Source organism: Plantactinospora soyae, assembly GCF_014874095.1.
In the GTDB taxonomy this organism is placed as follows: Bacteria; Actinomycetota; Actinomycetes; order Mycobacteriales; family Micromonosporaceae; genus Plantactinospora; species Plantactinospora soyae.
Genome location: NZ_JADBEB010000001.1, coordinates 4,207,109 through 4,227,349, shown reverse-complemented (window position 1 = coordinate 4,227,349; position 20,241 = coordinate 4,207,109). Strand labels below are relative to the sequence as shown.

Below are 20,241 nucleotides of genomic sequence, written 5' to 3'. Positions count from 1 at the left end.
CAGGGTCCACAACCCGTGCGCTCATCGACGTCGGTAAGTAAGAATGGTGGCCATGTCCGAACCAACGCCTGCGCCGTCGACGGGGGTCCCGCCGCCACCCGCCACCCCCGGTCGATCCGTCCCGGCGCGGCACTGGGCGGTGCTGGCGGGCGTCGCCGCCGTCGCGATGCTCGTCGGAGCGGCCATCGCCACAACGGTGCTGCTGGTCGTCGTCCAGGTCGGCCAGGCGCAGCACCGGTACGAGGTGGGCGTGCTCCTGGACCTCGACGCCACCGCCGAGCAGAAGGACGTGATCAAGTCGGCGCTGACCGCGCTGCGCCCGGTGGACGGCATCCGGTTGCAGAGCCGCGAGGAGACCTGGGAGAGGTTCAAGGAGCAGTTCAAGGACCAACCGGATCTGGTGAACGCCGCCCGGCCCGAGTCGATGCCCGAGTCGTTCCGGCTCCGAAGCACCGGGAAGACGTTCGACTGCGAGGCGTTGACGCCGGTACGGCGGCTTCCCGGGGTGGACGAGATCACCGTGCTCCAACTTCCCGCGGACGGCCGCCCCGGCGCGGTCATCGACTGCTCCTGACATTGATCTGACGGATGCTGCTTAAATTTCCCTCATGGACGCCTGGGTACTTCTCATCGTCGGCCTGCCCGTTCTGCTGATCCTGCTGACGGAGTCGTCGTCGGCCGCCAGGCGCCAGCGGGAGAGCGCCGTCCGGCTGGGCCGGATCGAGCGCAAACTGCAACTGGTCCTCGACCATCTCGGGATCGTCGAACCCGAGCCGGACCTGCCGGAGGTGCTACGCCACCTGAAGGAGGGCAGGAAGATCCCCGCGATCAAGGCGTACCGGGAGGCGACCGGGGAGAGCCTGCGCGACGCGAAGAACGCGGTCGAGCGGATGGCCGAGCGACGCGGGCTCTGACCCGTCCCCTCCGGAATGCCGATGCCGGGCCGGCCGGTTATCGTGCCGCGCATGACAAGCATCGACTGGTCCGGCGTACGCGAGCGGGTCGCCGAGCTGGCCGCCCGCCCCGGAAGTGACGTGTTCGGCGCCGCCAGCCACCAATTCCTCCTCGATCCTCCGCTGAGTCCGGACGAACTCGTGGAGTTGGAGGAGCAACTCGGCGTTCAGCTGCCCGAGGAGTACCGGTCGTTCCTCCTCGAAGTGAGCCGGGGTGGCGCGGGGCCGGCGTACGGAGTCTTTCCGCTGCGCCGCGTCGACGGCCGGTGGCGGTGGGAGGGCGACGGGGCGGACCTGACCGTTCCGGCGACGCTCGGCGAGCCGTTCCCGTACACCGGGTTCTTCGATCCCGCAGCGGACCTGCCCGAGCCCCCGGACGAGGACGACCACCCCTCAGCCGAGGAGTTCGACGCGGCCGAGGAGGCCTACCAGGAACTGCACGACAAGGTGGCGCACGACCCGCGCCACACCGTCGGCACGATCTACCTGTGCCACCTCGGCTGCGCGTACCGGCAGCTGCTGGTGGTGAGCGGCCCGGAGCGCGGTGCGATGTGGGCCGACGACACCGCCGACGACGGCGGCCTCAAGCCGCTGACCGACGCCCGGGGCGACCGGGTCGGCTTCGAACGCTGGTACCTCGACTGGCTCGACAAGGCCGCCGAGACGGCATGAAAGGAAGGGCCCCTTCCTATCGTTTTTTGTAGAAGAAGGGGCCCTTCCTAACCGTCAAAAGCGGACCGGGGCCGTCGGGCAGCCCTGCTGGGTGCTGCCCGACGGCCCCGGCGGGGACCGGCTCAGGGACGGAATCAGCCGATCGCGCAGGCGGCGCCGTTCAACGTGAACGACGCCGGCCTCGGGTTGCTGCCGGTGTGTGAGCCGTTGAAGCCGAAGCTCGTCGAGGCTCCTGGGGCGAGGGTGCCGTTGTAGGAGAGGTTCGTTGCGGTCACCGCCGTGCCGGTCTGGGTGACCGTGGCCGACCAGGCCTGGGCGATCCGCTGTCCGGCGACGAAGCCGAACGCGAGGGTCCAGCCGTTCACCGTCGTCGTGCCGGTGTTGGTGACGGTGATGGTGCCGCTGAAGCCGGTACCCCAGTCGTTGCTGGCGTACCCGATCCGGCAGCCGCTGGCCGGCACGGTGCTGGTGGTCACCGAGACCGGCGTCGAGGCCGCCGAGACGTTGCCGGCCGCGTCCACCGCCAGCAGGTAGAACTGGTACGCCGTACCGGACGTCAACCCGGTGACCGGGTACGACGTACCGGTCACCGTGGCGAGCAGGGTGTCCGTGGCGCCGGCCTCCCGGTAGACCCGGTAACCGGCGACCCCGACGTTGTCGGTCGACGCGGTCCAGCCCAGTGTCGCCCCGGTCGGGGTGATCGCCGAGACGGTCAGGCTGCCGGGCGTACTCGGTCCGATGGTGTCGGTCGGGTCCGGGTCCGGATCTGGGTCGGGGTCGGTTCCGGGCGTCGGCGCGGCGCCCCAGATCAGGGTCCCGCCCTCGTAGAGCGCCACCTTCGGGTTCGGCCCGGCGGTCGCCTGGTACGACGGGTCGTTGGTCGGATCCCAGGTGCCGCCCTCGGGTACACCGATCTTGAACTGCACCTCCATCCGGTGCGCCGACTGACCGGCCGGGGCGATGGTGTACCCGGAGCAGTCGACCTCGACGTACCAGAGATCGCCGGAGAGTCCGGTGGCGGTGGTCGGCGCCGGACAGCCCTGGGTGTAGCCGCTGGTCACCTGGATCGCGCTGGTCCCCTCGCGCCGGAAGTAGTAGCGGAACGAGGAGTCGGTCAACGCCCGCGCCGGAAACGCCGACTTGTTGTAGACGATCGCCTTGATGCCGGTGGCCCTCGGCTCGGCCTGCATCACCGTGGTCTCCACGATGGTCTCGTCGATGTCGGGCGACTCGGCCGGCGGGAAGTTCGACAGCGGCGTGCCGCCGTACTCGGTGTGCAGCCGGGCCAGCGCGGAGGTGAAGCCGGCGTTGTAGTCGGTGGCCACCTCGTTCATCACGTAGTCGGCCCGGCTGTCGGTGTACGCGTCGTTGGGCGACGACGGGCCACCGACGAGGGCGCCGTAGAGCACGTGCCGGGTCGCCTCCGGCACCTGCTGGCTGTCCCACCAGGAGCCGTGCGCGGTGCGGTGGTGCGGGTTCCTCGGTGAGTTGGTGCCGAACCCGATCTGGTAGCTGGAGTTGCGCGGATTGTCGCCGAGCGCGTAGTTGATCTGCCGGACCGCGAAGTCGTGGTAGCGGGTCTTCCGGGTCGCGTCGGTGGTCTTGTCGCTGTAGACCAGGGCCGCGAACGCGGTGTTGGCGGCGTACCGCAGCGCGCCCCAGGTGTCCAGCACCGCCATCCCGCCGGGGGAGGTACGCACCTTCTCCCCGTTCACCCCGACGGTCCAGTAGTCGAGCCAGCGGTTGGCGTCGTCGACGTACTTCTGCTTGCCGGTCAGGTTCGCCAGCAGGACGTACGCACCGAACTGCTTGTTGTCCCAGGCGACCGTCCACTTGTAGAGCCGGGTGCTCTGCTGCGGCTCGGTGCCGAGGCGGTCGTACTCGCTCTCGGCCTTGGCCAGGTAGCTGGCCTCGCCGGTGGCCCGGTGGAGCCAGATCGCACCCCAGACCAGTTCGTCCTGATAGCCGCTCCAGGACCGGTAGAAGTTCGTCACGTCGGTGATGCACTCGTGGTAGGCCCGGCGCACGGTGTCGGCGAAGGTGTAGAGCTGGCGGGCGTGCGTGAGCAGCCGGTCGGCGTAGGCCGGGTCGGTGGGCCGGAAGACCATCGAGGAGGCGGCCATCGCCGCCGCCGTCTCACCGGCCAGGTCCGCGCCGCCACAGCTCGCATCGATCTTGTACGCCGGCCGCGCCATCGGCAGCACCTCGGCCGGCCCCCACCACTTGTGGTCGTCGTCGCCCTTGCCGACCTGTCCGTAGAGGACGTTTGCCGAGGGGTGGGCCCGGATGAAGTAGTCGTTGACGAAGCGCAGGTTGTTGAGCAGGTGCGGAAGCTGCCCGGACGCCTGGTAGCCGCTGCGGTACTCGACCGCCCCCCAGGCCAGCATGGTGGCGCTGAACGCCATCGGGAAGCCGAACTTGACGTGGTCGCCGGCGTCGTACCAGCCGCCGGTGAGATCCAGCCGGACGTCGGCGCCGTCGGTCAGGGCCGAGTCGCCGCGCCAGGAGACCCGGTTCCAGTCGGGCAGTGCGCCGGACTGCTGCGCCTCGTAGAAGAAGAGCGACTTCTGCAACGCCTCGCCGTAGTTGAAGGGCGCTGCCGCCGCGAGGACGTCCGCCCCGTTGCCCGCCGCCGCACCGCCGCCGGTGTCGGGACCCGGGCCGGGGCCGCCGATCGCCGGAACCGGGCCGACGAGGACCAGGCCGGTGGCGGCCAGTGCCGCGGCGCCGGCCGCCACCATCCGCTGGTACCAGCGGCCCGGCCGCTGGCCGCGGTCGGGCCGCTGCCGGCCGTCGGGCCGTTGCCGGCCGTCGAGGCGTTGCCGGGCGCCTGGTTTCGGCCGGGGACCGGGCCGGGGACGTTGCCCGTTCGGCCGGGCCGGTGCCATGCGGTCACGCACTAGAATTGCTCCTGTCCGTGGAGCCGCGCGCGGCGACGCGTAGCGGAGGACACGAGGGGCGGATGTGGGCGCATCCGCCCCTCCCCCTGCGCGGTGCACGACGCGGGTGGCGGGGGTGGAAGGGCTCTGGTCGACGGCGGTGGGGCGCTGGTTTCGGAAGATCGGGTCGGGTGGCCATCGGAGCCCCGGGAGCGCTCCCATGGATAGCCAACAATGTAACCGCGCCATTGCCGGTTTGTGAAGGACCCAAACCGGCGGCGCTCGCGCCGCCTCCGGGAGCAGAGGGACACCCCGGCGTCCAGGGGAAAGCCCTTTCCTACGGCTTTGACGCTACTCACACCATCCAGACTGGTCAATGAAAAAGCCGCGTTGTCGCAGCTCAACACCCCTGAGTGGCAGATCAGTACGGTCCGTCGGGCCGCCACCTGGCGGACTCTCCGTCCTGGAATACGGGCGTACGGTTGCCGCCCGTGTTCGCGCCGGGAGACAGTACGCCCAGATCAGCGGTGCCACCGACGCTGCCGCGCTGCTTCACGGCCCCTACCTGCGGACATCCGCCGGATCGGGCCGCCGAACCGAGGAGAGCGCGATGACACTGCGCATTGCCGACGGCACCACCTGGCGGGAGACCTTCGCCCGGGCGGTGGAGGCGACCCCCGAGGCGTTCGACCTCGACCCCGGCCGCCCCGGTGACACCACCACCCTGCGCAACCTGGTGGAGGGCGCCTGGCGGTCGGTGGGTACCCCGACCCCGGTGCGTACCCCGGTCGACAACACCGTCCTGGTGAACCTGTCCCGGCTCGACGCGGAGACCGCCCGGGCCGCCGTCGCGTTCTCCGCCGCCGAGCACCGCGACTGGGCCGGCACCCCGCTCGCCGACCGCAAGGCCCGGGTGGTGGACGTACTCGACGAGCTGACCCGGCACCGCGAGTTGCTCGCCCTGCTGCTGGTCTGGGAGATCGGCAAGCCGTGGCGACTGGCCTGCGCCGACGTCGACCGCGCCCTGGACGGCGTCCGGTGGTACGTCGAGGAGATCGACCGGATGCTGGCCGACGGCCGCGAGCCGCTTCCCGGACCGGTCAGCAACATCGCGAGCTGGAACTACCCGATGAGCGTCCTGATCCATGCCGAACTGGTGCAACTGCTCGCCGGCAACGCGGTGATCGCCAAGACCCCGTCGCAGGGCGGTGCGGTCTGCCTCACCGTCGCGCACGCGTTGATGCGCCGCGCCGGGCTGCCGGCCACGCTGGTCTCCGGCGGTGGCGAGGAACTCTCCGAGGTACTGGTCCGGGCGCCGGAGATCGGTGCGGTGGCGTTCGTCGGCGGGCGCTCCAACGGCGGCAAGGTGGCCGCCGCGCTGCTCGACTCCGACAAGCGGCACTTCATCGAGCAGGAGGGGCTGAACGCCTGGGGCATCTGGGAGTTCTCCCAGTGGGACAGCCTCGCCACTCACCTGAAGAAGGGCTTCGAGTACGGCAAGCAGCGCTGCACCGCGTACCCGCGTTTCGTCGTGCAGCGGGACCTGGTCGACCAGTTCCTCGACATGTACCTGCCGGTGGTCCGCTCGGTACGCTTCGGACACCCGCTGGCCGTCGACGACACCTGGACCGAGGGTGATCCACTGCCCGAACTCGACTTCGGCCCGCTGATCAGCGCCGCCAAGGCCGACGAGCTGCGCCGCAAGGTCGACGAGGCGGTACGCGGCGGCGCCGTACCGCTGCACCGGGGCCGGCTCGACGGCGCACCGTTCCTCGACGGCCAGGACACCTCGGCGTACGTGGCCCCGTCGGTGCTGCTCGCCCCGCCCGGACGGTCCCGGCTGATGCACGCCGAGCCGTTCGGACCGGTCGACACGATCGTGGTGGTGGACACCCAGGACGAGTTGCTGGCTGCGATGAACGCCAGCAACGGCGCCCTGGTGGCCAGCCTCGCCTGCGACGACGAGGACGAGGCGGCCAAGCTCGCCGTCGACCTCCAGGCGTTCAAGGTGGGCATCAACCGGCCCCGCTCCCGGGGTGACCGGGACGAGCCGTTCGGCGGTCGGGGCGCCTCCTGGAAGGGCGCCTTCGTCGGCGGCGACCTGCTGGTGCACGCGGTGACCGTCGACCCCTCGGGCCACCGGCTGTACGGCAACTTCCCGGACTACAGCAGCTACCCCGCGACCTGAGCCGGCAGCCGGGCGCCGGAAGACCGTTGGCGGGCACCGGACGACCGTTGGCGGGCACCGGACGACCGTTGGCGGGCGCCGGAGCGCTCGGGACGGGACCCTGGTCCCACACGTGATCGCCGAGAGGGGCCCCTCCGGCCGTCCTACCGGAGGGACCCCTCTCGTCTCGCCCCGATCAGGCGGTTCCCGCGGTCCGGTCCCGAACCGGGACCGAACCGCCGGGTCGTTCCCGCCCCGCTACCCGTCGGCGGCGGCGGAAGTCCTCCCGACCGGCACGGGCTCGACCGGCACGGGCTCGACCGGCACGGTTCCGGCAGGCACGGTTCCGGCAGGCACGGTTCCGGCAGGCGCGGGCTCGGCCCGACGACCGGTCAGCGGCACGGTCAGGGTCAGCATCTTCCCGTCGCGGTCGACCGCACCGGGCCGGTACAGCCGGTCCAGGATGCGCAGCATTGCCACGTTGTCGGCCGGAACGTGCGCGAGCAGCGCCGCGTACCCGGCCCGGGTGGCGTGCGCGACCAGGCGCCGCAGCAGCGCCGTGCCGACGCCCCGGCACCGCCAGCCGTCCTCGACCAGCAGTCCGACCTCGGCGAGCACCCCCTCGGCCACCAGGTTCGCCACCGCCACCACCTGCTCCGGCACCCCGTCCGAACCGCCCGTCACCGCCAGCAGGGTCACTCCGCGCGCCGGGGCGAGCAGCCGCCGCAACCGCGTGGTGGCCGGCGCGGCTCCCTCGGGATAGCGCCGGTGCAGGGTCCGCGGTGAGCAGCGCCCGTGCATCGCCCGGAGCGCGGGCAGGTCGTCGGGCACCGCCGGACGTACCGCCAGTTCGGCGCCGTCGGGCAGCACCAGGGTCACCCGGTCGACCACCTGCCGCGCCACGGCACCGGCCAGGTCCACCAGCGCCTGGGCGCGGGCGTACTCGGCCGGGGTGAAGCCGGGCGCGGACCGGAGCACCTCGAACGACCCGCCGTCCGGGTCGGGCAGCCGCATCGTCTCGGCGCCGTGCCCCGGACCGTCCTGGCCCGGCTGCGGTCGCCAGCTGACCGAGTCGGCGCTGAGCAGCGTACGCAGCGTCTCGCCCAACGCGTCCGGATCGCGTACCAGCCGGCTGGCCAGGCCGAGTGCCCGGGTCGGCTGGTCGGCCAGGCCCTGCGCCTCGCTGCGGGCCACCCAGCAGTTCCGCCCCCGCCCCCGCTCCACCGCCGCGACCAGGTCGGCCCCGGTCAGCTCGGCCGGGGCGTCGACCAGGAAGTCGTCGACCGCGCCCGCCTCGGTGGTGTGCACCTGCACGGTGAGGATGTTGACCCCGCGCAACGCGAGGCTCGCGGTGAGTACGGAGAGGAATCCCGGCCGGTCGACCACCGTCGCCCTGATCCGCCATAGCGTCATGTGAACTCCTTCCCGAGTCCAGCCGGTCCGCTGCCTGTCTCCCGCCGATCGCTCAGCGGTGACGCGCCATGATCGCCGGGGTTGGCACGCCCGGGATGCGCAGCGGCGCCACGGCCGCCCCGGAGGTCACCCCCGACCCGGCCGCGGACCTGGTCACCGGCCCGGCCGCGGTGGGCGCCACCGGCCCGACCACGGACGTCGCCGTCGGTGCGGCGGCGGAGATCGCTGCCGGCCCGACCACGGACGTCGCTGCCGGCCCGACCACGGACGTCGCCACCGGACCGGCGATTGCGGTCGTCGGGTCCGGCGGTGGTGCACTGACCAGGTCCAGCCGGTCACCGAGAATCGTCGCGGCGGCCCGGACCAACTGCGCGATCCGGTCGACCTCGGTGACATGGAAACCGGCCGCCGAGAGGCCGTCGGCGTCCGCCCGGGTCAGCATCAGCACCAGCCCCGCCCGCCCGAACGGGGCGACCGCGTAGTGCACGCCCGCCGGCCCGTCCATCGCCCGGGCCCGCAACGGCGTCACCTCGGGCAGTACCAGCGGGGCCGGCGCCCGCCAGCTCGCGTACGCCACGGCGGGTGCGCCGCTGCCGCGTACCGAGCCGCCACCGGTGCCGGTACGGACCGCCCAGTCCGCCGGTACGACGGCCGCCGCGGCCCACCCCGCGGCGAGTAGGTTCGGCATCGCGTCCACCAGAGTGGCGACGCCGTCGGCCGGGTTCGCCGCGATCTGGGCCAACAGCTCCGCGTCCTGCCCGCCACCGCTCGGCGCCCCGATCGCCCGCCACATGCCGTTGACCCGTACGCCGGGAATCGCACCGAGTCCGGCGCAGAGCCGGTCGACCCGGGCCGCACCGGGCCAGACGACCGTGAAGTCGTCCACGGCCCGGCCGCCCAGCCGTTCCAGCACCACCACCTGAACGATGTCGGCCCCCGCGACGCCCAACGTGCGAGCGACCTGACCGAGTGTTCCGGGTCGATCCGGCAGGGTCACCCGAACCCTCAGCAACATGTCCGTCCCCTCCGTCGGCGGACCGGCGCACGTACCGCCGGCGAGCTGTCCACCAGGTTGCCCGATGACCATTTCGCCCCTGTTGCCGCAGCATGTCCCTACCGCAACAACCCGTGTCCGGCCGGCAGACGCACGGTGCCGTACCCGCTCCGAGGAGGGGCGAGGGGATTCGACGGCGGGACCGTGGGCTACGCCTCCGGCAGCGGCTTGGCCATCTGCTGCGCGGTGACCTCGAAGCCGAGGCTCTGGTAGAGGCCGATCGCGACCGTGTTGTGCCCGTAGACGTTCAGTCCCAGCCGGGGCACGCCGCGCCGGGTCAGCTCCCGCTCGGCGGCGAGCAGGAGCGCCCGGCCGTACCCCTTGGCGCGGTGCCCGGGATCGACCGCGACGTAGTAGATCCAGGCCATCTCCGGCCGGTCCGGCGTCCGGGGCAGCCCGATCCAGAGCCAGCCGACCGACTGCTCGGCGACCATGCCGAGGAACAGCAGCATGTCCGGGGTCTGTACGCCCTGCGGCAGCAACTCGTCGCTCTGCCGCTCGGAGGCCTGCCGGGTCTCGTCGACCGGAAGCCCGCCGGCCGCCGCGACCCCCTGCGCGTGTGCCTCGATCATCGCCGCGCGGCGGGGCGCGTACTCCTCGTCGGTCATCGGTACCAGTCGAAGTGGTGGCGCGGCGGCGGGCGTCGTTTCCACGGATCCTCCCCTGGATCGGGCCCTCGACCGGGCCCGGCTGGTACGTCCGGCGGTGGGCGGCATACCCGGGCGACTCTAGCCCGGCGTGTCCCGCACTTGACTCGATGGCCCAGATGCCATCAACTGTCCGGATGACCGATCCGCCGGCCACCGCCGTCCGGCCGGAGCCGCCCTCCGGGTCGCCGTCCGGGCTCGACCTCGACCGTCTGGTCGGGTACCTCGCCGAGCACCGGCCCGACCTGCTGGCCGGCCCGCCCCAGGCCTCGCTCATCGCCGGCGGCAAGTCGAACCTGACCTATCTCGTCCGCACCGGGGACCAGGACTTCGTGCTGCGCCGGCCGCCGCTCGGGCACGTCCTGGCCACCGCGCACGACATGGGCCGGGAGTTCCGGGTGATCTCCGCGCTGGCCGGTACCGAGGTCCCGGTGCCCGCCGCCCTGCTGCACTGCGCCGACGAGACAGTGCTCGGTGCCCCGTTCTACCTGATGGAACGGGTATCCGGGGTGGTCTACCGGAGCCGGACCCAGACCGACCCGCTCGCACCGGCCCAGCGCCGCGAACTCGCGCTGGTCATGATGGACGTGCTGGCCACGCTGCACACCGTCGATCCGGCGGCCGTCGGGTTGGCCGACTTCGGCCGGCCGGAGGGCTTCCTCGGCCGGCAGGTACGCCGCTGGGGTGGCCAGCTCGACCGCTCCCGGAGCCGGGCGCTGCCCGGCATCGACGAGCTGCGCGAGCGACTGGCCGCGACCGCGCCCGACGGCGCCAACGCGGGCCGGATCGTGCACGGCGACTACCGGCTCGACAACCTGATCGCGCGGTGTCCAGATGACCCGGCGTCCGGACCGGTGACGATCCGGGCGGTGCTGGACTGGGAGATGGCCACCCTCGGCGATCCGCTCGCCGACCTCGGCCTGCTGCTGACGTACTGGGAGGTGCTGGGCGACTCCGACGCGGCGGACGGCAACGCGGTCGCGGACGGGCTGGGGCCGCGCGCCGGCTTCCCGTCCGGCGCCGAACTCATCGACCGGTACGCCGGCCGCAGCGACGTCGACGTCGGTCCGCTGCACTGGCACATCGCCCTGGGCTGTTTCAAGCTCGCCGTCATCTGCGAGGGCATCCACTACCGCCACTCGCTCGGCCAGACCGTGGGCGAGGGATTCGACCGGATCGGCGACCTGGTCGCCCCGCTGGTCGAGCACGGCCTGACCGCGATCAGACGGGGTTGACCCACCGCCGGGGCGACACCGCTCCCCGGTGCACCGCCACCAAGCTGACTGTCGAGGAGTAGCGATGGACTTCGGGTTCGACGCGCGTACCGCCGAACTGCACGAGGCGCTGCACGACTTCATGCTCGACCGCGTCCACCCGGCCGAGGCGGTGTACGAGGAGCAGGTCGCCGCCGCGGCCGACCCGTCGACCCCGGCCGACCCGTGGAGCCGCCCTCCGGTGCTGGACGAGCTCAAGGCCGAGGCCCGGCGGCGTGGCCTGTGGAACCTCTTCCTGCCGGACCCCGAGCACGGCGCCGGACTGACCAACCTCCAGTACGCGCCGCTGGCCGAACTGACCGGCCGCAGCCCGCACCTCGCACCGGAGGCGCTCAACTGTGCCGCCCCGGACACCGGCAACATGGAACTGCTGGCCGAGTTCGGCAGCCCCGCCCAGCGGGAGCGCTGGCTGCGACCGCTGCTCGACGGCGAACTACGGTCCGCGTTCTGCATGACCGAGCCCGAGGTCGCCTCCTCGGACGCGACCAACATCGCCACCCGGATCGTCGCCGACGGAGACGACTACGTGGTCACCGGGCGCAAGTGGTGGTCGACCGGGGCGATGGACCCGCGCTGCGGGATCTTCATCGTGATGGGCAAGACCGATCCGGAGGCGCCCCGGCACCGGCAGCAGAGCATGGTGCTGGTGCCCCGGGACACCCCGGGGGTGACGGTACGACGCGGCCTGACGGTCTTCGGCTACACCGACGGCGCGCACGGCGGGCACGCCGAGGTGAGCTTCGACAACGTACGGGTGCCGGCGGACCACCTGATCGGCGAGGCCGGTGACGGCTTCGCGATCGCGCAGGCGCGGCTCGGCCCCGGCCGGATCCACCACTGCATGCGGCTGATCGGGATGGCCGAACGCGCGCTCGAACTCCTCTGCCAGCGCGCCGCCGGACGGGTCGCGTTCGGCCGCCCGCTGGCCGAGCAGGGCGTGGTGCAGGACTGGATCGCCGAGTCGCGGATCCGGATCGAGCAGGCCCGGCTGCTGGTGCTGAAGACCGCCTGGCTGATGGACACGGTGGGCAACAAGGGCGCGCACACCGAGATCCAGGCAATCAAGATCGTCACACCGGCGATGGCCGAGTGGGTGATCGACAAGGCGATCCAGGCGCACGGCGGGGCCGGTGTCAGTCAGGACACGCCGCTGGCCGCGCTCTGGGCCCAGGCCCGTACCCTCCGGCTGGCGGACGGCCCGGACGAGGTGCACCGGGCCGCGCTGGCCCGGCGCGAGTTGCGGCGCTGGGCCCCCGCCTGACTCAGGTGGCGTACCGGAGGTCAGGCCGAGGTCCGGTGCACCAGATGGGTGTCGAGCAGGACGTACGGCACCTCGCGCTCCTCGCGGCGGATACGCGAGACCAGCAGCCGGGCCATCTGCCGACCCATCTCCTCCATCGGCTGGAAGACCGTGGTCAGCGGTGGCTCGGTCTGGCGGGCGATCGGGGCGTCCTCGAAGCCGACCACCGCCACGTCCTCGGGCACCCGACGGCCGGCCTCGCGCAGCGCCCGCAACGCGCCACAGGCCATCAGGTCGGAGGCGACGAAGACGGCGTCGAGATCGGGACAGCTGTCCAGCAACCGCCGCATCGCCGCGGCGCCGCTGCTCTCGCTGAAGTCGCCGTACGCGATCAGGGTGTCGCTGACCATCCCGCCGCTGTTCCGGACGGCGTCCTGGTAGCCGGTCAGCCGGGCCACGCCCACGCCCATGTCCTGCGGGCCGGCGATGGTGGCCACCCGCTTGCGGCCCTGGCCGACCAGGTAGTCCACCGCCTGCCGGGCGCCACCGGCGTTGTCCACGTCGACGAAGTACGCCCCGGACGGGTCGCCCAGCATCCGGGCCGGCCGGCCGCCGAGCACGGTCGGCAGCCCGCGCTGCTCCAGCAGCGTGGGCAGCGGGTCGGCGTCGTGCAGGGAGAGCAGGAGTACGCCGTCCACGTGCTGGTTGGTGAGGTGGTGCTCGACCCGTTCCCGCTCGGCCGGGGACTGCGCCATCGCCAGCCACAGCTGCATCGGGGTCTCCAGCAGCGCGGAGCTGATCCCCCGGACGATGCCGGCGAAGAACGGCTCGCCGAAGACACGTTCCTCCGACTCGGAGACCACGAGGGCCACCGAGTCGGTCCGTTGGGTCACCAGTGCGCGGGCGGCCCGGTTCGGCACGTAGCCCAACTCGGCGATCGCGCGCTGGACCGCGGCCCGGGCCTCGGGACTCACCTGGGGTGAGCCGTTGACGACGCGGGACACGGTGCCCCGTCCCACGCCGGCGCGGGCGGCGACCGCATCCAGGGTGGGCCGCCCGAGCGAGCGGGTGCGCTGGGTTGTCATCGTCTGTCCCTCCGACGTCGGGCACCCGGCACCGACCCGGGGCGGGTCGGTGCCGAGCACCCCCAATACTGGCTGACCACGCCTATTGTGCGGTCAGACCGTTACGTCGGATCACGCCGGCGTACCACCTGGCGCTCGCCTTGGGGATCCGAAGCTGGCTGTCGTAGTCGACGTAGACCATGCCGAAGCGCTTCGTGTAGCCCCACGCCCACTCGTAGTTGTCAAGCAACGACCAGGCGAAATAGCCCCGCAGCGGCACCCCGGAGGCGATCGCCGTGTGGCAGGCCCGCAGGTGGGCGTCGAAGTAGCCCAGCCGGTCGCTGTCGTCGACCTGGCCGTCGACCAGCTCGTCGACGAACGCCGACCCGTTCTCGGTGATGTAGAGCGGCAGCTCCGGGTAGTCCCGGTGGACGAGCTGGAGGATCTCCACCAGACCCGGGGCGTCGATCTCCCAGTTCATGTCGGTCACCGGCACACCCCGGGTGACGAACCGGACCTGCTCGCTGCCGGGCCAGCACGACTGCGCCCGCCAGTACGGCTCCGGCGCCACCCCTTCGAGCGGTGCGGCGACGACGTGCCGGCTGTAGTAGTTGATCCCGAGGAACGACAGCGGGGTGGCGATGGTGTCGAGATCGCCGTCCCGGACGTGCCCGAAGTCGGTCACCGCGTCGAGGTCGGAGACGACGTCGGCCGGGTAGCTGCCGCGCAGGATCGGGTCCAGGAAGAACCGGTTGGCCAGCCCGTCGATCCGGCGGGCCGCGTCGGCGTCGCCGGGCGAGTCGGTCTGCGGGGAGACCGCGTACAGGTTCAGGGTCACCCCGACCTCGTGGTCCGGCCGGGCCGCCCGCATCGCCTGGGTGGCCAGTCCGTGCCCGAGCATCAGGTGGTGCGCCGCCCGTACCGACTCGGCCGGAACGGTACGACCGGGCGCGTGCACCCCGGAGCCGTAGCCGAGGAAGGCCGAGCACCACGGCTCGTTGAGGGTGATCCAGTTCCGGACCCGGTCGCCGAGGGCGGCGTGGGTCAGGGCGGCGTACTCGGCGAACCGGGACGCGGTGTCCCGGGCCGGCCAGCCACCGGCGTCCTCGATCGCCTGGGGCAGGTCCCAGTGGTAGAGGGTCACCCAGGGCTCGATGTCGTGTTCCAGCAGCTCGTCGACCAGCCGGCGGTAGAAGTCCAGGCCCTCCTGGTTGCCGGGACCGACTCCGTCGGGCTGGATCCGGGGCCACGCCACCGAGAGCCGGTACGCCTTCAGCCCCAGCTCGGCCATCAGCTTCACGTCGTCGGAGAACCGGTGGTAGTGGTCGCAGGCGACGTCCCCGGTGTGCCCCTGGAGGACCCGGCCCGGGGCGTGGCTGAAGGTGTCCCAGATCGAGGGGGTACGGCCACCCTCGGCCACGGCACCCTCGATCTGGTACGCCGCGGTCGCCGCGCCCCAGACGAAGCCGGGCGGGAAGGTCGACCCGACGCCCTCAAGCAGTTGCGTGGACTGTGGGCTTGCGGGGTTGCTCACGACTTGACGGCGCCTTCCATGATGCCGCCGATGATCTGGCGGCCGAAAATGATGAACACGACGAGCAGTGGCAGAGTCGCCAGCGCGGTACCGGCGAACAGAGCTACATAATCCGTCTGGTACGGCCCCGACGAAAGGATCTTCAACGAGTACTGCACGGTCGGCGTGTCGGGGGTGAGCACGACGAACGGCCAGAGGAACTCGTTCCAGGTCTGCATGAAGATCAACAGACCCAGCACCGCCGCCGCCGGACGCAGCGCCGGAAGCACCACGTTCCAGTAGACCCGCCAGGTGGAACAGCCGTCGAGCCGGGCCGCCTCGATCAGCTCGTCGCTGATCGCGGACATCGCGTACTGGCGCATCATGAACACGCCGAAGCCCTGGACCAGGAACGGCACGATGACCGCCTGTAGCGTGCCCGTCCAGCCGAACTCCACCATCATCAGGTAGAGCGGGATGATGCCGAGCTGGGTCGGCACCATCATGGTCAGGATGATGAGCAGCAGGAGTGCGTTGCTGCCCCGGAACTTGAGCTTCGCGAAGGCGAAGCCGGCCAGGGTGGAGAAGAAGATCACCGAGATGGTGACCACACTCGACACCACGACCGAGTTGACCAGGCCGTAGACGAACGCGGCGTCCTCGTTGGCCAGCATCCGGTCGATGTTGTTGAACAGTTCTCCGCCCGGGGTCGGCGGCATCTCGTACACCGCGCCGTTGTCCCGGGAGGCGATGATGAACGACCAGACGATCGGGAAGATCGAGAGCACAGAGCCGAGGATCAGCGCAAGGTAGGTCAGCGGGCTGGCCTCCCAGAGCCGGGCACCGGGGGCACGGCGACGGCGGGGCGGCGGCGACGAGATCGGGGCCACCGACCGGGGCAGGGTCTGGGTGGTGGTCACTTCTTCTCCCCCTTGACCGAGCGGCGGACCAGCGCGAAGTTGATCAGCGCGAATACGATGATCATCAGGAAGAGCAGCCAGGACATGGCCGCACCCGACCCGTACTCGAAGTTGCCGGTGAAGGTCCGTTCGTAGATGTACATGGCCAGCGTCTGGAACTCGTTCGACGCGCCACCACGGATCAGGCCGTACCCGTACATCAGGGGCTCGGTGAAGAGCTGGAGACCGCCGATGGTCGAGATGATGATCGTGAAGAGGATGGTCGGCCGGATCAGCGGGACGGTGATCTTCCAGAACTGCCGCCAGGTCGAGGCGCCGTCCAGGGCGGCCGACTCGTACAGGTCCTTGGGAATGGCCTGCATGGCGCCCAGGTAGATCAACGCGTTGTAGCCGGTCCACCGCCAGTCGACCATCGTGGCGATCGCGAACCAGGAGGCGTACCGGTTGTCCCGCCAGGCGATCGGATCGATGCCGACGGTGCCGAGCACCCAGTTCACCAGGCCGTACCGATCGGCGAAGATCAGCGCGAAGATGATGCCGACCGCCGCGACCGAGGTGATGTTGGGGATGACGATCCCCATCCGGAGCAGGGTGCGGGCCCGCATCTGGCGGTTCAGCAGGTTGGCGATCATCAGCGCCACGATGAGCTGGGGCACCGTGCTGACCACGAACATGCCGACGGTGTTGTACGCCGCGTTCCAGAACTGGGCGTCACCCAGGACGACGCGGTAGTTCTCCATGCCGACGAACTCTTTGGTGTCGCTGAGCAGGTCGTACTCGAAGAGCGAGACCCAGACCGTGTACAGGACCGGGAAGAGCCCGAAGATCCCGAAGAGGACGAAGAACGGGGCGACGTAGAGGTATGGGGAGTACTTGATGTCCCAGCGGCCGAGGCGGTACGACCGCCGGCGATGCACCGGGTCGGAGGGGGATGGCGTGGCAGCGTGCCGTGGCGGTGCCGCGCCGACAGCAGAACTCATTGCAGGTCCTTCCGGAGGGTGGGCGGCGGGTGACCTCGCGGCGGCGCCCACACCCGGGCGGGTGTGGGCGCCAGCGCCGGCCCACGGGCACGGGCTGCCCGTGGGCTCGGCGGGTCACCGACGACTCAGCTCGTCGCCTTCTTGGCCTCGTCCATCGCCTTCTTCCAGGCGGCAGCGGAACTGAGCTGGCCACGCTCGGCCGCCTGCATCTGCGGCTCGACGATGGTCTCCCAGACCTGCTGGTGCTTGGGGCCGAGGAAGACCGGCTTCATGTTCTTGACGCTCTCGCCGAAGATCTGGCCGGTGGGGGCGCCGCTGAAGTACTCGCTCTTCTGGTCCTTGAACGCCGGGTCCTCGATGCCGGCGATGTCGGACGGCATCGCACCGGCCTCCTTGAACGCCGCCAGGTGGCCCGCCTTGCTGGTCAGGTACTTCGCCAGCAGGTACGCCTCCTTCGGGTGCTTGGTCTGCGCCGGCACCGCGAGGTAGGAACCGCCCCAGTTGCCGCCACCACCGGGGATCTTGGCGATGTCCCACTTGCCGGCGTTGGCCGGGCCGGACCGCGGCTTGATGACACCCTCGGTCATCCAGGCCGGGCAGGGCAGGGTCGCGAAGGCGTTGTTCTTGAACGCCGCGTCCCAGTCACCGCTCCAGCGCTGCGCCTTGGCGGTCAGGCCGTCGGCCGCCATCTGCAGGCCCATGTCCCAGGTCTGCTTGATCACCGGGTTGGTGTCGCCGATGAACTTGTTGTCCTTGTCGAAGAAGAAGGTCTCCGAGTTCTGCATGATGTACGGCTGCATCAGGCTCGTCCCGCTGTCCAGCCAGGCTGCCTTGGCCTTACCGCTGGCCTTGAACTCCTTGCCCAGCGCGATGTAGTCCTGCCAGGTGCCGATCCGCTTGGACACCTCTTCGCGGTCGGTCGGCAGGCCGGCCGCCCCGAACAGGTCCTTGCGGTAGCACATGGCGAGTCCGCCGACGTCGGTGCCGAGCCCGATCAGCTTCTTGCCGTCCGGGGTCAGGGCGTTGTTCCACTTCCACTCCGGGAAGGTGGTCTTCAGTTCGTCGGCGCCGAGTTCCAGCAGGTTGGCGAACTTGTCGTGGTTCTGCACGTACTGCAGCAGCACGCCCTCTTCCAGACCGACCACATCGCCGGCGCCGCTGCCCGCCGCGAGCCACTGCACCAGCTTGGGCTGGAAGTCCCGCAGCTCGCCCATCTTCTGGTGCTCGACCTTGATGGTCGGGTTGGCCGCCTCGAAGTCCTTGAGGGCCTGGTCGTAGCCGAAGTTCTGGAAGGTCTGCAGAACGAGCTTGACCTCCCCTCCCTCGCCGGTCGACCCCTCATTGTCGTTGCTCTTACTGCACGCCGTGCTGCCGAGAGCCACGCCCGCGGCGAGCGCGGCGACCGCGACAGTGCGGAGCCGGCGCCTGATGACGCTCATCCCTGACCCCTCTCAGGTGGGTAACTCGTTTTTGTGGTGGCTGAGATTGGTGTGCCTGACGGTGCTGGTGGTGCCGGTGCTGCCGTGCGTTCCTCAGGGTTTCCGGTGTCTCAGGTTCGCGGTGCGCCCTGCCCGCCGACCGGCACGGGAGAGCGGGCCCGGCGCCGTGCGGTGGGGATCGTGTGACGCCACGCCAGCAGATTTGTGGCCTGGGCCACAAACCTCCGGGAGCGCTCCCATGAGATTGCCGGCGGGTTTCCAGGGTGTCAATGGGCGGATGGGAGCGTTCCCATTTCGTTACCGACCGCGCGGGGTCACTCACCCGCAAAGCGGACGTTATCCCCGAGGTAATGAACGGGCCGTTGTTCGGTCACCGGCCGACCGCCGTCCGAGGGCGCAAACCAGCCCGAAATCCCCCGCACCGCACAGGTACGACGCCTCGCGGCCCGCCGACGGGACAACGACGTACGATCGATCCACAGTGGTCGCCTCGGCACCGGCGCGGGCCGGCGGTCTTCGCGTCCTCGGGCAGTACGGCCGGACTCAGCTGAGCCAGCGCGCCAGAGTCGTCGCCCGGCCGGGATCGAAGACCGACGGATCGAAGGACCGGCCCAGCCAGCCGCGCATCGACTCGTGCTCCGGATGCCCCGGATCGGCCAGCGCGGCCAGGAACTGGCGGTAGCCGAACGGACCGCCCACGTCCTCGGGCGGGCAGGCACCCTCGCCGGCCGAGCAGAGCGGGTACCGCTCCTCGGGATCGGCCCCGAACGCGTCCTCGACGGTGACCTCGTGCTCCCACCAGTCGCCGAAGTCGTACGTGTAGAGGAAGCGGCCACCCTTGGTCGCCACCGCGTCGAGCCGGGTGTCCAGCTCGTCGCGCAGTGTCAACTCCCCCTCGGGATCCGGCTCGCCGTACTGGGAGCCGTCGATGTCGAACGAGTGCAGGTGACAGTCCTGCCAGCCCAGCACGCACTGGAACAGCCGGTGCACCCGGTCCAGGGTGTACCCGCCCGGCACGAGCACCCGCCGCCAGACCGGCGGCGTGACGTCGGCAAGGGACACCTTGAGCTGGAAGATCTGACGACGCATCTCCCATCCTCTCGGCATAGGCTTACCGGCATGATCTGCCGAGCGTGCCGGGACAGCAGGCACGACGACTGCCGGGGTCGCAACTGGTGCGACTGCCAGCACCGTACCCCCGCACCCGTCCCTCCGGTCACCGGTCCGGCCAGCGAATGACCGGGAATGTCGGAATAACCCGCCTCTGGCCCGCTCCGACGGCGACGTCGCTGGACGACGAGGAACTGATCGCGCTCTATCCACGCGGCCAGGGGCCCCGGCTGCGGATGAACTTCGTGGCCAGCATCGACGGCGCGGTGGAGGTGGAGGGCCATTCCGAGGGGCTCTCCGGTAAGCCCGACAAGCGGGTCTTCGGCCTGCTGCGGATGCTCTGCGACGCGCTGGTGGTCGGCGCCGGGACGCTACGCCACGAGGGTTACCGGGCGGTCCGGCTCAACGAGCCGCGCCGCGCCTGGCGACGCGAACAGGGGCTGGCCGAGTACCCGACCCTGGTCGTGGTCTCCCTGGCGCTGAACCTCGACCCGGAGTCGGCGGTCTTCGCCGACGCGCCGGTCCGGCCGGTGGTGCTGACCTCCGCGCACGCCACCGCACCGGCCGGGCTCGCCGACGTCGCCGAACTGGTCCGGGTCGGCGACGACCGGGTCGACCTCACCGCCGGCCTGGCCGAACTGCACCGCCGGGGCCACCGGCAACTGCTCTGCGAGGGCGGCCCGCACCTGTTCGGCTCGCTCACCGCGGCCGATCTGGTCGACGAGGTGTGCCTGACGGTGGCGCCGCTGGTCACCGGCCCGGGCGCCGGGCGGATCACCGCCGGACCGACGACCGAGTTGCGGGGCATGGCGCTCCGGCACGTACTCACCGTGCAGGACTCGCTGATGCTCCGCTACACCCGCGCCTGAGGTGTTAAAAAGGGCCCCTTCATCTGCCGAAAGCGCTAATGGGGGGC

At 71.0% G+C, this 20,241-nt stretch carries 16 protein-coding genes and 1 pseudogene; 7 read left to right on the top strand and 10 right to left on the bottom strand.

Annotated elements, in window-relative coordinates; genetic code table 11:
- Positions 1-52: 52 nt before the first annotated feature.
- From H4W31_RS18910 to H4W31_RS18900, 3 genes are read left to right on the top strand one after another with little or no spacing between them, the layout of a single operon-like run.
- A complete protein-coding gene (locus H4W31_RS18910) occupies positions 53-574 on the top strand; it encodes a permease-like cell division protein FtsX (protein WP_192767868.1) in 522 nt (173 codons plus the stop codon).
- 34 nt (positions 575-608) lie between these two features.
- A complete protein-coding gene (locus H4W31_RS18905; protein ID WP_192767867.1) occupies positions 609-914 on the top strand; it encodes a hypothetical protein in 306 nt (101 codons plus the stop codon).
- Between the two features lie 51 nt (positions 915-965).
- Positions 966-1,625 carry an SMI1/KNR4 family protein gene (locus tag H4W31_RS18900; protein ID WP_192767866.1) on the top strand — a complete coding sequence of 220 codons (660 nt, stop codon included), beginning with the start codon at positions 966-968 and terminating at the stop codon, positions 1,623-1,625.
- Positions 1,626-1,759: 134 nt separating this feature from the next.
- Here the strand turns inward: H4W31_RS18900 and H4W31_RS18895 are convergent, their stop codons facing one another.
- On the bottom strand, positions 1,760-4,366 hold the full coding sequence (locus H4W31_RS18895) for a glycoside hydrolase family 9 protein (RefSeq protein WP_192772217.1): 2,607 nt from the start codon (positions 4,364-4,366) through the stop codon (positions 1,760-1,762).
- A 748-nt stretch (positions 4,367-5,114) separates the two neighbouring features.
- Here H4W31_RS18895 and H4W31_RS18890 point away from each other — a divergent pair.
- Positions 5,115-6,692, top strand: a complete 1,578-nt coding sequence (locus H4W31_RS18890) for an aldehyde dehydrogenase family protein (RefSeq protein ID WP_192767865.1) — start codon at positions 5,115-5,117, stop codon at positions 6,690-6,692.
- Between the two features lie 237 nt (positions 6,693-6,929).
- Here the strand turns inward: H4W31_RS18890 and H4W31_RS18885 are convergent, their stop codons facing one another.
- From H4W31_RS18885 to H4W31_RS18875, 3 genes and pseudogenes are all read right to left on the bottom strand, one after another.
- Positions 6,930-8,084 carry a GNAT family N-acetyltransferase gene (locus H4W31_RS18885; RefSeq protein ID WP_192767864.1) on the bottom strand — a complete coding sequence of 385 codons (1,155 nt, stop codon included), beginning with the start codon at positions 8,082-8,084 and terminating at the stop codon, positions 6,930-6,932.
- Positions 8,085-8,376: 292 nt separating this feature from the next.
- Positions 8,377-9,099: pseudogene (locus tag H4W31_RS18880) on the bottom strand (amino acid-binding protein); the annotation flags it as partial.
- A gap of 188 nt (positions 9,100-9,287) precedes the next feature.
- A complete protein-coding gene (locus H4W31_RS18875; protein ID WP_318783265.1) occupies positions 9,288-9,791 on the bottom strand; it encodes a GNAT family N-acetyltransferase in 504 nt (167 codons plus the stop codon).
- A 131-nt stretch (positions 9,792-9,922) separates the two neighbouring features.
- On the opposite strand from H4W31_RS18875, the gene H4W31_RS18870 reads away from it, so the two are divergent.
- Entirely contained in the window at positions 9,923-11,020 is a 1,098-nt protein-coding gene (locus H4W31_RS18870) for a phosphotransferase family protein (protein ID WP_192767863.1), read from the top strand.
- 64 nt (positions 11,021-11,084) lie between these two features.
- Positions 11,085-12,320, top strand: a complete 1,236-nt coding sequence (locus tag H4W31_RS18865; protein WP_192767862.1) for an acyl-CoA dehydrogenase family protein — start codon at positions 11,085-11,087, stop codon at positions 12,318-12,320.
- A gap of 20 nt (positions 12,321-12,340) precedes the next feature.
- Here the strand turns inward: H4W31_RS18865 and H4W31_RS18860 are convergent, their stop codons facing one another.
- The 6 genes from H4W31_RS18860 to H4W31_RS18835 form a co-directional block, all read right to left on the bottom strand.
- Positions 12,341-13,384, bottom strand: coding sequence for a LacI family DNA-binding transcriptional regulator (locus H4W31_RS18860; protein ID WP_192767861.1), 1,044 nt, complete (start codon positions 13,382-13,384; stop codon positions 12,341-12,343).
- An 82-nt stretch (positions 13,385-13,466) separates the two neighbouring features.
- The gene (locus tag H4W31_RS18855; protein WP_192767860.1) at positions 13,467-14,897 is read right to left on the bottom strand and encodes a GH1 family beta-glucosidase; all 1,431 of its coding nucleotides are present in this window, start codon (positions 14,895-14,897) and stop codon (positions 13,467-13,469) included.
- Positions 14,894-15,757 carry a carbohydrate ABC transporter permease gene (locus H4W31_RS18850; protein WP_192772215.1) on the bottom strand — a complete coding sequence of 288 codons (864 nt, stop codon included), beginning with the start codon at positions 15,755-15,757 and terminating at the stop codon, positions 14,894-14,896. Before H4W31_RS18850 ends, H4W31_RS18855 begins: the two co-directional genes overlap by 4 nt.
- A gap of 35 nt (positions 15,758-15,792) precedes the next feature.
- A complete protein-coding gene (locus H4W31_RS18845) occupies positions 15,793-16,776 on the bottom strand; it encodes a carbohydrate ABC transporter permease (protein WP_192767859.1) in 984 nt (327 codons plus the stop codon).
- A gap of 125 nt (positions 16,777-16,901) precedes the next feature.
- The gene (locus H4W31_RS18840; protein ID WP_192767858.1) at positions 16,902-18,215 is read right to left on the bottom strand and encodes an extracellular solute-binding protein; all 1,314 of its coding nucleotides are present in this window, start codon (positions 18,213-18,215) and stop codon (positions 16,902-16,904) included.
- Positions 18,216-18,758: 543 nt separating this feature from the next.
- Complete coding sequence (locus H4W31_RS18835; RefSeq protein ID WP_192767857.1) at positions 18,759-19,304, bottom strand: plasmid pRiA4b ORF-3 family protein; 546 nt, start codon at positions 19,302-19,304, stop codon at positions 18,759-18,761.
- A 146-nt stretch (positions 19,305-19,450) separates the two neighbouring features.
- Between H4W31_RS18835 and H4W31_RS18830 the strand changes: the two genes are divergently transcribed.
- Positions 19,451-20,194 carry a pyrimidine reductase family protein gene (locus tag H4W31_RS18830; protein ID WP_192767856.1) on the top strand — a complete coding sequence of 248 codons (744 nt, stop codon included), beginning with the start codon at positions 19,451-19,453 and terminating at the stop codon, positions 20,192-20,194.
- The last annotated feature ends 47 nt before the right edge of the window (positions 20,195-20,241 follow it).